Below are 12,114 nucleotides of genomic sequence, written 5' to 3'. Positions count from 1 at the left end.
AGCGCTGTACAAAGGTATTCCCGGCAAGCGTGGGTGAGGCTTTTGGTACTTACGGGTGCAGGCGATCAGCCGGGGCGAATACCCAGTGCCGATACCCCAGATAGTTGAACAACATGACCACGGCGACGGCCACCAACCAGGCCAGATTGCGCAGCACAAATGGCTGCCCGGCCGAAGGCAGCCACTGCGCATGGCCCTGCCCCCACACCAGGACGATCGCCATCAGCCAGGGCCGAACCAGGTAGAGGCTGCCCGCCGTCAGCACCGCGAACAGCACGCAACGTCGCCATGGCGTGTGCCTGACCCTGAAGGTGAAACGCTGGTGAAGCACAAAGCCATTGATCATGGCCACGGTGCCGGACAGCACGGCGGCAGCAATCACCGGTACACCCAGCCAGTGCGCGGTCAGCAAGTTGAACAACAGGGCATCAAGCAGCGTGTTTACGACGCCGGCCAATCCGAAGCGGGCCACGCTCATGGCCGACCGGCACAGGCACTGCCGGGCGCCGCGTGGCGTACATACAGCCAGACGTTCAGCACGTCATGCGCAAATTGCTCAACCAGTTGCCACTGCTCCCGCCCCTGGATTGACTCATTGCCGTCGACGCCGGGGGCCACCCACCACAGCCTGCACGTTGCGTCGGGCACATCCTCAAGCGACGTGGCGACCGTCTGCTTGCTGTCGCGATAGAACAGCGCCTGACTGCCCAGCATTGAGGGCATGTTATCCGACGCAAACAGGCGCAATGGCACATCGGGCCGTAGATAGAAAAACAGCCGGGAGTAGTCGTAGGAGCTTGGGACGAGTACCTGGTCACCGGGTCGAAACCGCGTATTGATGGTCTGCGCCAGCGCGGCGTTGTGGTCCTCTGCCCGTTGATCGAAATCGATGCGCTCCCGGGCGCCGGAGACGTTGTACACGCCGACGGCCGACAAGCCGACCCAAAGGCCCAACCCTGTCAACGCGCACACGTTGAACCGCGGTATGCCACGGTCCACCGCCAGGGCAACCCATAAGGGCAATGCCCCGGCGGCATACATCAGATAGCGCGGATACAGCATGGGGATCTTCAGGGAAATCAAGCCTGCCACGAGCAGCGGCACCCCCACGGCCGCCAGCATCAATGCTGCCGGTTCAAGGGCCATGCGTTCCCTGGTCACCAGTGCCACCGCCAGCACGGCGGCCAACAGCGGCCACGCGAGCCACAGCCCTGTGGGCAAGGAACGGGCATCGGTGACCACGGAGAACTTCCAGATCAGCTCCGGCACCGTGCCTGGCGTCACGGCTGGCAGCCACCCCAGCGACAAGCCGGTATGCTGCAATTGCGCCAGCAGGCTGGGCAGCCAGGGCACAAACAACACGCCGATCATGCCAGTGGCCGCCCACCACGCCGGTGCCCACACCTCCGGCCGCCCACGCCGCAGGCGCAACCAGAGCAGATAGACCCAATGGGTGGCCAACGCCAGCCCGGCAAAATAATGGGTGTACAGCGCCGCAGTCATCAGGGCGGTATACAGCACCAGCCACAGCCAGCGCGCCGGCGACCGTACCCACAGCACCAGCACGAAAGTCGCCGCCCACAGCCACAGGGCCAGCCAGCTGTACATGCGCACGTCCTGGCTGTAGCGCACCGCAAACGGCGCGATGGCCATCAACAGCGCTGCCAGCAAGGCGGCACGGCGCCCGACCAGCACCTGCAGCAACAGCGCCTGGATCACCACGGTGATCACCCCGGGTATCACACTCAGCAGGCGCACCCCCGCCACACTGTGGCCCACCAGCTGCAGCCAGCCATGCAGCAACAGGTAATACAGCGGCGGATGCACATCGCGCGCGGTGAATTCGACAATGTCGCCAGGGGCGAACTGGCTGAGCATCAGGCTATAGCCTTCGTCATCCGTCAGCGAACGGAAGGAAAGATGCCAGCAGCGCACCCCGACCGCCAACAGCAGAATCAGCCAGAACCGATAATCACGCAGCAGCCCTCGCATGGCGGCACCCTTGATCGGCGATATGCCCATGACTGTGGCCGGGTGCGGCGAGGCTGTCCAGCGGTGTCGGAAAGTATTCAGCCGCAGCCAAGCGTAGGGCCGTTTTCATCCGGGGCTGCGGCTACCAGGGTTTTCGCCAATGCCTTGGCCTGCAGGGCTACGTCGGTGACAGCGGTGCTTTCCCACCACAGGCCACGCAGCGGCGGGCCCATGGCGAACAGGTGACGTGCCGCGTGACCATCGGCGTCGTGCACGGCGCCGTCGGGTTCGGCCGCAATACCCAGCGCCAGCGGCCCGGGACGGATCAGCCCGCGTGCCAGCAACTGGCGCGGCAAGGGCCGGTCCACACGGCGCCAGTCGTATTCAATGCCGGTGGAATTGATCAACGCCACTCCCGTATCGATACGCGACTGCGCCTGGCCACGGTGGCGCAGGCGGATGCTCACCTGCCCTGCTTGCGCAGGTGCCAGGCCCAGCAGCGAAGCCGCCGATATCTGCACCCGCCCCTCGGCCAGTAGCCGCTGCAACAACGCATCGCTGGGCGGCGGCGAGCGGTGGTGATGGCTCTCCCACCACGGCCGCGCGTGGCGCACAAACTGGCGCTTGTGCCAGTCGCTGGCCTGGCTCCACAGGCGGCCGACGTTGGCGCGCACGGTGTCCAGCGGCGCCTGCCAGTCGATGCCCGCCGCCATGGCCTCCCGGCACTGCTGGCGCAAGGCACGCCACACCTGCAACGGCGTGCGGATGGACGGGTCGGCGGCCAGAAAATCCGGCCAGGCCGGTGGCTGCCGGCGCACGTGGGGCAGCAGCCCGTGACGCGAGTAGACCTGGATCGGGCCGCGATGCCCGGCCTGCTCCAGGGACACCACGGCATCGACCATGGTCAGCCCCGAACCGATGATCAGCACCCGCCCCTCGGGGTCCAGCCCGCGCATGGCCTGCACGTCCCACGGGTCTACGGCCGCCGCATTGAGACCACTGGACTGCCGCTGACGCGTGCGCGCCGCCGGGAACATGCCGGTGGCCAGCACTGCCCGCGCGCCGCGCAATTGACTGCCATCGGCCAGGGTCAGCAGCACGCCGTCAGGGTCTGTCTGAAGGTCAACCACCTCACCTTGCACATGGGTCAGCGTCGAGCCCTGGGCGGCACCGACCGCCTGGGCTTCGGCCAGGCGTTGACGGGCGTAAACGCCAAACAGCCCGCGCGGCGGGAACAGTTCGGCCACCGGCACCTGCTGGGCGTCGGACTCGGGCCAGCCGCCAGCGGCGATGTGCGCGGTCAGCCATTGCGTGAGGTCATCGGGGTTGTCCGGGTCCACGCTCATGCGCGCGGCGTTGCCGTTCAGGGTATGGCCCAGTTCGGTGGCACTGTAGGCTTCGCCACGGCCCAGTTCGGCACGCGGTTCGATGACCTGGATGCTGCGCTGGCCGGGCTGGCGCAGCAGTTGCGCGGCCAGCAGGGCGCCGGACAGGCCGCCGCCGATGATCAGAATGTCGTTCATGAAGGCTCATGGTGGTCGGTGTAGTGGCCGGGACTATCTTAAACAGGTTGGCGATCTTAGGGAGCCCTCGCCATGCCGGTTGCCGGCTTGAAACGCAGCATCGCCGACAGGGCTGCAAACTGAACAAATATTCATCCACTCGATGAACCGCTCGTTGCACAGTGCGTCCCGCTCAAGCGCTGGCCCGGGCCCTGCGACGAAAATTTCACGGCCAGTGTTATACAGTTACTTTATGCGGGTAGACTGCCCGGTCGCCTGTGCGTCTGTTTTATTCAACCGTGTAACCGCAACGGCCCACGCCTGGGGCTGCGCACCTGCCTGTGCGAGCGTATGGAGATTTGATGAGAGTTGATCTGGATTCACCCGGCGCCGACCTGCACGGCCTGCCGCGCTTCGTGCGCGCCGGTTGGCAGGCACGGCGCCTGTTCGCTGTGTTCCTGGGGCTGGCCAGCCTGCTGGGGCTGGCGCTGCTGGCCGGCATCTTCATCGAGCTGTTCACCCGCGATACCCTGTGGCTGCCCCTGCTGTGCCTGGTCAGCGCTGCCAGCCTGACGCTGCTGGGCGTGACCCAGTGGGCCTGGCGCATCGCCCTGTGGCGCGAAGCGGCGCTGGCGGGCGAGCCGTTGGGTGCCCCGGTGGAGTGGGTACAGGACGAGCCCCAGGGCCTTTACGACCGCCTGTTGAACCGCGCCACCGACCACTTCGGCCTGTGGGTGGAACGCCTGGGCGTGGGCGCCCTGTGGCTGATGGGCAGCAGCGTACTGGCGCTGATCCTGGTGCGCTACGGCTGGAACCTGGCGCTGGCGCCGCAGGCCCTGGGCCAGGCCGCCTACGCCATGGCCGGTCTGGCCCTGGTCCTGGCCTTCGGCCTGCTGGTAGTGGAACGCCACCTGAGCGCGGCCGATGCCGTGGAGTGGCCGGAAGCCTCGGGCCTGGCCCTGCAGATGCGCGTGACCCTGGCCAGCCTGTTGCTGGCCGCCATTTGCCTGTTCTTTGCCGACAGCCAAGCCACCTGGCCGCTGCGCCTGGCGGTGCTGGCCGGGCTGATTCCGGCGCTGGCAGCGGTGGAATTGCTGGTGCGCGCCGCGCTCTCGGTGTTCAGCCCGCAGCGCCCCAGCCTGGAACCGCAGATCATCGCCGACAGCCTGTTCGCCGGCCTGCTGCAATGGCCGCCGCGCCCGCTTCGCCGTCTGCAGGATGAGATGCAGCAACGCTTCGGCATCGACCTGCGGCAGATCTGGGCGCTGGGCTTCATGCGCCGCGCCAGCCTGCCGGTACTGAGCCTGATCGCGGTCATCGGCTGGCTGCTGAGCGGCGTCACCCAGGTGCCTATGAACGGCCGCGGCGTGTACGAGCAGTTCGGCAAGCCTGTAACCGTCTACGCCCCCGGCCTGCACGTGGGCCTGCCCTGGCCGTTCGGCCAGGTACGCAGCGTCGAGAACGGCGTGATCCACGAACTGGCCACCAGCACCGAAGGCGGCGCGGGCGACGACACCAGCACCGCCGACGGCCCTGCCCCGGTCACCGCCAACCGCCTGTGGGACGCCTCGCACCGCGCCGAAAAGTCCCAGGTCATCGCCAGCAGCGCCGGTGACAAGCAAAGCTTCCAGGTGGTGAACATGGACGTGCGCTTCGTCTACCGCATCGGCCTCAGCGACCAGGCGGCCCTGGCGGCCACCTACAACAGCGCCGACGTACCGGCCTTGATCCGCAGCACCGCCAGCCGCGTGCTGGTGCACCAGTTGGCCGGCCGCGAACTGGATGACATGCTCGGCGAAGCCCGCGCGCAGCTGGGTGAGGAGATCGGCCAGCAGGTGCAAGCCGACCTCGATGGCTTGAACAGCGGCGTGGAGCTGCTGGCCACCGTGGTGGAAGCCATCCACCCACCGGCCGGTGCCGCCGACGCCTACCACGGCGTGCAGGCCGCGCAGATCGGCGCCCAGGCGCTGATTTCCCGCGAGCGCGGCAACGCCAGCATCACCAGCAACCAGGCGCGCACCGACGCCAGCATGGCCACCGACAATGCCCAGGCCGGCAGCGCCGAAACCCTGGGCACCGCCAAGGCCGCCGACCTGCGCTTTGGTGCCGAGCTGCAGGCGTGGCGCAGCGCCGGCCAGGCGTTCATCGACGAGCAGTATTTCAGCCAGCTCGCCAAGGGCATGGCCAATGCCAAGGCGCTGATCCTCGACCATCGCATCGCCCGAGACCAGCCGCCCACCCTGGACCTGAGAACCTTCGCCGCACCGGTTGACCCCGGTCAACCACGCCAGTAACGGCCCGCAGGAGTATTGAGTTTGAGTTCATCGCACAACCACGCGGGCCACGATCACGCCCACGACCACCATGACCACCATGGCCATGACCATCACGACCACGACGCCACGCCCTCGCGCCCGTGGAAACGCATCGGCATCGCCGCCGTGCTGGTGCTGTTCGCCGCCGCCACCGCCTGCCTGGTTCAGGTGCGCAGCGGCGAGGCGACGGTGATCACCCGTTTCGGCAACCCTTCGCGCGTGCTGTTGCAACCGGGCCTGGCCTGGCGCCTGCCCATCCCGTTCGAATCGGCCGTGCCGGTGGACCTGCGCCTGCGCACCACCTCCAGCGGCCTGCAGGACGTGGGTACCCGCGACGGCCTGCGCATCATCGTCCAGGCCTACGTGGCGTGGCAGGTGCAGGGCGACAACGCCAATGTGCAGCGCTTCATGCGCGCCGTGCAGAACCAGCCGGATGAAGCCGCGCGGCAGATCCGCACCTTCCTGGGCTCGGCGCTGGAAACCTCGGCCAGCGGCTTCGACCTGTCGGCGCTGGTGAACACCGACGCCAACAAAGTGCAGATCGCCGACTTCGAAGACCACGTGCGCCAGCAGATCGCCAAGCAGTTGCTCGACACCTACGGCGTGCGCGTGCTGCAAGTGGGCATCGAACGCCTGACCCTGCCGGCCGTGACCCTCAACGCCACCGTGGAACGCATGCGCGCCGAACGCGAAACCATCGCCACCGAGCGCACCGCCGAGGGCAAGCGCCAGGCCGCCGAGATCCGTTCCGCCGCCGAGCGCGATGCGCGCATCCTGCAAGCCGACGCCACGGTGAAAGCCGCCGATGTCGAGGCCCAGTCGCGGGTCGAGGCCGCACAGATCTACGGCAAGGCCTACGCCGGATCGCCCGAGCTGTACAACCTGCTGCGCTCGCTGGACACCCTGGGTACCATCGTCAACTCGGGCACCCGCCTGGTACTGCGCACGGACGCGGCGCCGTTCCGCGCCCTGGTGGACGGCCCGCCGCAATTGCCGGCGCCGGCGGCCGGCGGTGCCAAGCCATGAGTGGCACTGCCCCCACCCCCAGCCCGTGGATGCAGGCTGGGCGCCTGACCTTCCTGGCGCTGTACGGTGTGACCCTGCTGGCGGCGTTCGGCTGGGCCGTGTCCAACATCCGCCAGGTAGGCCCGGAAAGCCGCGCCGTGGTGCTGCGCATGGGCGCCCTGGAGCGCATCCACAGCGCCGGCCTGCTGCTGGCCTGGCCGCGACCGTTCGAGCAAGTGGTGATGCTGCCTTCGGCCGACCGGGTGATCGAACAGCGGGTGGAAACCCTGCTGCGCGAAAACCAGACCCGCGGCATCGACGCCAACACCTCGCCCAACAGCGACGCGGTGGCCGGTGCCGGCTACCTGCTGACCGGCGATGCCGGCGTGGTGCAACTGGACGTGCGCATTTTCTACAAGGTCATCGACCCGTATGAATACGTGCTGCAAAGCGCCAACATGACCGCAGCACTGGACCGACTGGTGTCGCGCAGCGCCGTGGCCGTGTCGGCCTCCCGCGACCTGGACACCATCCTGGTGGCGCGCCCGGAACTGGTGGGCAGCGACAGCCAGGCCGCCGAGCGCCGCGAGCGCCTGCGCGGCGACCTGATGCAAGGCATCAACCGCAGCCTGGAGGCCTTGCAGGCTCAGGGCGCGGGATTGGGCGTGCACATCGAACGCGTCGACCTGCAGTCGAGCCTGCCCGACGGCGCCGTCAATGCCTTCAACGCCGTGCTCACCGCCAGCCAGAAAGCCGAGCAGAACGTGGCCTCGGCGCGCAACGACTCGGCCAAGGTCACCCAGGCCGCCACCCAGGACGCCGACCGCACCCTGCAAGTGGCCCACGCCCAGGCCAGCGAGCGCCTGGCCAAGGCCCAGGCCGACACCGCCACCATCACCAGCCTGGCCGCCACCCAGCGCCAGCAGGGTGACCCCGGCCTGCTGCAACGCCTGTACCGTGAACGCGTGCCCGCCATCCTGCAAAAGGCCGGCAGCGTGACCACCGTCGATCCCCACGACGACGCCCGTCTGATTCTGCAAGGCAGCCAACCATGAGTGCGCATTCGCATCACCACCACGGCCATGCCCACCATGGCCACTCCCACGGTCATTTGACCGGCGGCATGCTCAGCGCCGACGAGCAGCGCAGCGCCGCCCGCCAACTGAGCCTGGCGATGATCGCCCTCGGCCTGCTGGCCCTGGGCCTGGGCTGGCACTGGTTCGACCCGCAGCAGGACGGTGTGGCGCAGATCCTGTTCGGCGTGGCCTCGTTGCTGGTCGCCATCCCGGTGCTGCGCTCGGCCTGGTTCAGCATTCGCCACCCCAGCCTGCACGGACTGACCGACCAGTTGGTCGCTATTGCCCTGCTGGGCGCCTGGGCCACCGGCGATTTGCTGACCGCCGCCCTGCTGCCGATCCTGATGATCTTCGGCCACGTGCTGGAAGAGCGCAGCGTGATCGGCTCGCAAGAAGCCATCGAGTCGCTGGGCAAGCTGACCCGCAGCCACGCGCGGTTGATCGACGCCGATGGCAGCATCCGCGAAGTGGACAACGCCAGCCTCAAGGCCGGCGACCAGGTGGAAGTGCGCGCCGGTGATCGCGTGCCGGCCGACGGCCGCGTGCTGGAAGGCCAGGCCAGCCTGGACACCGCGCCCATCACGGGCGAGTCGGTGCCGGTGCAGGCCGCGCCGGGCATGGACGTATTCGGCGGCGCGATCAACCTCGACGGCCTGTTGCGCATCGAAGTGTCGCGCACCGGTGATGATTCTACCCTGGGCAAGGTTATCGCCCTGATGCAGAAGGCCGAGCAGTCCAAGCCGCCGATCACCCGCCTGCTGGAGCGCTACGCCGGCCAGTACATGGTGCTGGTGCTGCTGATTGCCGCGGTCACCTGGTTCATCACCAACGACCCGCAGGCCATGCTGGCCGTGCTGGTGGCCGCCTGCCCGTGCGCGCTGGTGCTGTCGGCGCCGGCCACGGCCATCGCCGGCATTGCCGTGGCGGCGCGCCATGGCATCCTGATCCGCAGTTCGGCATTCCTTGAAGAGTTCGCTGACCTCAGCTCGCTGGTGATCGACAAGACCGGCACCCTCACCTACGGCGCCCTGCACTTGCAGCGCCTGGAGGCCGTACCGGGCAGCAGCGCCGACGAATCGACCCTGCTGCACCTGGCCGCCAGCCTGGGCGCTGCCAGCAGCCACCCGGTCAGCCGCGCGCTGGCCACCCTGGTGGCGCAGGACGCCTACCACCCGCTGGAACAACTGCGCGAGCGCCAGGGCCTGGGCGTGATCGCCCAGACGCCCCAGGGCGAAGCGGCGCTGGGCCGTGCCGAACTGTTCCAGCAACTGGGCATCGACCTGCCGCCGGTGCCGGTGCACGACGGCCCCATCGCCGGCCTGGCGCTCAACGGTCGCTTCCTGGCCTGGCTGCTGCTGGCCGACCAGGTACGCCCGGAAGCCGCCGCGGCCCTGGCCGACCTGCGCGAACTGGGCCTAGGCCGCCAACTGCTGCTGACCGGCGACCGCCGCCCTGTGGCCGACGCCCTGGCTGCGGTGGTGGGCATCAAGGACGTCGTCGCCCAGGCGCTGCCTGAAGACAAACTGCACCGCGTCACCGGCGAAATCCGCAATGGTTTCCGGCCGTTGGTGGTGGGGGATGGCATCAACGACTCGCTGGCGTTGAAGGCCGGTGTGGTGGGTGTGGCCATGGGCGCTGGCGGTTCGGACATTGCCTTGGCGTCGGCAGATATCGTGCTGATTGGCAGTGACTTGCGTCGGTTGGGCACGTGTGTGCGGTTGAGCCGGCAGTGTCGGCGGACGTTGCAGGTGAACGTGGCGATTGGGTTGGGGTGGACCCTGGCCATTGTGGCCGCGGCCGCGTTCGGTTTGCTGGGTGTGGCCGGGGCGGTGGTGGCGGCGTTGCTGCATAACCTGAGTACGTTGCTGGTGCTGGGGAATGCGGGGCGGTTGTTGAGGATTGAGGAGCCTTTGAAATAGGGGGCACTACAAATCTGCTGTCGAACAAACAAGGCGGGCCAGGCAATCCCCCAGACATAACTGGCCCGAAACAGATGTAGGACCGGCCTCTGGCCGGGAAGCGCCGCGCGGGCGGCGCTCGATTTCAAGAACGCCCTCAAAATCTCGACATGCCCCTGTAAGCCACACCGCGACCCGTAGCCGCTGCCGCCAGGCTGCGCTGGGCCCAAGCCTCACTGAAGATCTTCAGGGTTCACACCGGTCAGCGCAGCCTGGCGGCAGCGGCTACAGGATGGTGGGGGGGTCAGGAGGTGCCTGTCTCGGGAGGTGTGGGGTTCTTGAGATCGAGCGCCGCCCGCGCGGCGCTTCCCGAGCTTTGCTCGGTCCCACATCTGTTTCGGGCCAATTATGTCTGGGGGATTGCCTGGTCCGCCTTGTTTGTCTGGCTTTGGATTTTTAGGGGGCTCAAGGCCGGCCGCGCAGGGTTATTGGCCGGTAGAGGCTGCGCAGACCATACCTTTCGCGATACTCACTCAACGCGTACCCCGTCACACGCAGGAAGATCTTGCGCAGCGCCCCTACGTCCTGATACCCCACGCTCGTCGCGATCTGGTCGACATTGCGCTGGGTGGTTTCCAGTAAATGGCAGGCGCGCGCAATGCGCAGGTGCTGGCAATATTCGGTGGGCTTCAGGCCGGTGCTGGCGTGAAAGCGCCGCAGGAAGGTGCGCGGCTCAAGGCCGGCGCAGGCGGCCATGTCGTCCAGGGTGACGCCCATGGCGCGGTTGTCCTGCAGCCACAGTTGCACCTTGAGCACGGCGGTGTGGCCGTGGTCCAGGCGGGGCTGGAAGGGGCTGGGGGGCAGCGGTTCGTCGCGCAGCGGGACGTTGAGCAGGCCGTGGGTTTCCACCGCCAGCGAGGCGCCCCAGTAATGGGCCAGCACGGCCAGACCCAGTTCCTGCCAGGCCAGGGTGCCCGAGGAGGTGACCACGTCACCCTCGTCCACCGCCGGCTCATGGGGCAGCACCTTGATCTGCGGATAATGCACCGCCAGGCTCATGGCCTGGTCCCAGTGCAGGGTGGCCCTGCGCCCTTGCAGCAGTCCGGCCATGGCCAGCAGCCATGTCCCGGAGCACACCGCCATCAGCACCGCGCCTGCGGCGTGCCAACGCCTGAGCGCGGCCACCCACGGCGCCAGCGCCTGGGGGTCGGGTGTGCCCTGCCCCGTCAAGGCCGGCACGAAGATCACGCTGGGGGCAGCGTCCTGATCGTCGAGGGTCAAGGGCTCGACCTGCAGGCCTGACGTTTTCGCCATGCCCAGTTCGACCGCCACTTGCCGCGCGCGTGCGAACAGATCGGTCAGCCCGACCGTGCAGGAGGGTTCAGCGCCGGGGTACTGCAGCACGTACAGCCGCTGCGTGGAACGCTCGGGGGAATCTGTCATTTTTCACTGCCTTCTACGCGAATGCGCACATGCTACCCAAACACCCCGATGGCAGAGAAGCGCTTTAAAACACTACGTTGCGCACAAACCGCACCGCCACCTCACCCTCGTTACGATAGCCATGGGCGCGGTGGCTGGCGAACATGAAGAACTCGCCGGCCGCAATCTGTCGCAAGGTGCCATCGATTTCCAGGGTCAGGCAACCTTCGTAGACAAACAATTGCTCGCTGAAACCCTCGGCATCGCAGCTGCTTTGGTAGTGTTCGCCAGGGGCCAGGCACCACTCCCACAACTCCACCTCGCGCCGCGCCGGGGCACTGGCCAGCAACACCGCCTTGCTGCCCGGCTGGCTGCCGGCCCAGGCCACTTCGTTGATGCGGCCACGGTCGCCATTGTCAGGCGCGCGGATCAGGTCGCTGAACACCACGTCCAGCGCTTCGGCGACACGGTCGAGGGTGCCGAGGCTGACGTTTTTCTCGCCCGCTTCGATGGCCACCAGCATGCGTCGGCTGACCCCGGAGCGTTCGGCCAGGGTGCTCTGGCTCAAGCCTGCGGCGTGGCGCAAGCGGCGCACGTTGAGGCTGACGTGTTGCAGCACTGAAGCGCGAGCGGGGGAGTCTGGGGGCACGGGGAACGGCTCCGGGGGCAAATGTGCGCAGTATATTGCATCACAGCGCGCACAACACTGTAGCCGCTGCCGTAGGCTGCGCTGGCCCGCGTGAGCCCTGATGCTCTCCAGCGTGGCGTAGGGCCAGCGCAGCCTTCGGCAGCGGCTACGATGGGATCGGTCTTGTAAAATTTTGTCATGAAAAAGCTGGCAAATAGACCACTATTGTAGGGTTCTGCCACAGATTCATGGTTGGTGATGCCCGCCTGCCCCCGTATGATCCTTAATCCACTCCAG

9 protein-coding genes are annotated in these 12,114 nt (G+C 67.5%); 4 read left to right on the top strand and 5 right to left on the bottom strand.

Going from position 1 to position 12,114, the window contains the following annotated elements:
- Nucleotides 1-49: 49 nt before the first annotated feature.
- The 3 genes from ACZ9GA_RS07465 to ACZ9GA_RS07455 are packed head-to-tail and all read right to left on the bottom strand — an operon-like array spanning nt 50 to nt 3,494.
- Nucleotides 50-478 carry a GtrA family protein gene (locus ACZ9GA_RS07465; protein ID WP_457363293.1) on the bottom strand — a complete coding sequence of 143 codons (429 nt, stop codon included), beginning with the start codon at nt 476-478 and terminating at the stop codon, nt 50-52.
- Entirely contained in the window at nt 475-2,022 is a 1,548-nt protein-coding gene (locus ACZ9GA_RS07460; protein WP_457363294.1) for a glycosyltransferase family 39 protein, read from the bottom strand. The genes ACZ9GA_RS07465 and ACZ9GA_RS07460 overlap by 4 nt, the downstream gene beginning before the upstream one ends.
- Before the next feature lie 47 nt (nt 2,023-2,069).
- Nucleotides 2,070-3,494 (bottom strand): FAD/NAD(P)-binding protein, encoded by a 1,425-nt coding sequence (locus ACZ9GA_RS07455; protein ID WP_457363295.1) that lies wholly within the window; start codon nt 3,492-3,494, stop codon nt 2,070-2,072.
- Nucleotides 3,495-3,835: 341 nt separating this feature from the next.
- On the opposite strand from ACZ9GA_RS07455, the gene hflK (ACZ9GA_RS07450) reads away from it, so the two are divergent.
- The 4 genes from hflK (ACZ9GA_RS07450) to ACZ9GA_RS07435 all read left to right on the top strand — a co-directional run bounded on the left by hflK (ACZ9GA_RS07450) (nt 3,836) and on the right by ACZ9GA_RS07435 (nt 9,788).
- Entirely contained in the window at nt 3,836-5,767 is a 1,932-nt protein-coding gene (gene hflK / locus ACZ9GA_RS07450) for a protease modulator HflK (RefSeq protein WP_457363296.1), read from the top strand.
- 15 nt (nt 5,768-5,782) lie between these two features.
- Nucleotides 5,783-6,814, top strand: a complete 1,032-nt coding sequence (gene hflC / locus ACZ9GA_RS07445; protein ID WP_457363297.1) for a protease modulator HflC — start codon at nt 5,783-5,785, stop codon at nt 6,812-6,814.
- Nucleotides 6,811-7,848 (top strand): protease modulator HflK, encoded by a 1,038-nt coding sequence (hflK, locus tag ACZ9GA_RS07440; RefSeq protein ID WP_457363298.1) that lies wholly within the window; start codon nt 6,811-6,813, stop codon nt 7,846-7,848. Before hflC ends, hflK (ACZ9GA_RS07440) begins: the two co-directional genes overlap by 4 nt.
- Nucleotides 7,849-7,916: 68 nt before the next feature.
- Nucleotides 7,917-9,788, top strand: a complete 1,872-nt coding sequence (locus ACZ9GA_RS07435; protein ID WP_457363779.1) for a cation-translocating P-type ATPase — start codon at nt 7,917-7,919, stop codon at nt 9,786-9,788.
- Nucleotides 9,789-10,232: 444 nt separating this feature from the next.
- On the opposite strand, the gene ACZ9GA_RS07430 is transcribed toward ACZ9GA_RS07435, so the two are convergent.
- Nucleotides 10,233-11,210: a GlxA family transcriptional regulator gene (locus ACZ9GA_RS07430; RefSeq protein ID WP_457363299.1), complete on the bottom strand. Its 978-nt coding sequence runs from the start codon at nt 11,208-11,210 to the stop codon at nt 10,233-10,235.
- A gap of 64 nt (nt 11,211-11,274) precedes the next feature.
- The gene (locus ACZ9GA_RS07425; RefSeq protein WP_457363300.1) at nt 11,275-11,838 is read right to left on the bottom strand and encodes a helix-turn-helix domain-containing protein; all 564 of its coding nucleotides are present in this window, start codon (nt 11,836-11,838) and stop codon (nt 11,275-11,277) included.
- Between the last annotated feature and the right edge of the window lie 276 nt (nt 11,839-12,114).

It is taken from the genome of Pseudomonas sp. TE3644, from assembly GCF_056278815.1.
The sequence above is the reverse complement of the archived record's forward strand: the minus strand, read 5'-3'. Positions and strand labels throughout refer to the sequence as shown.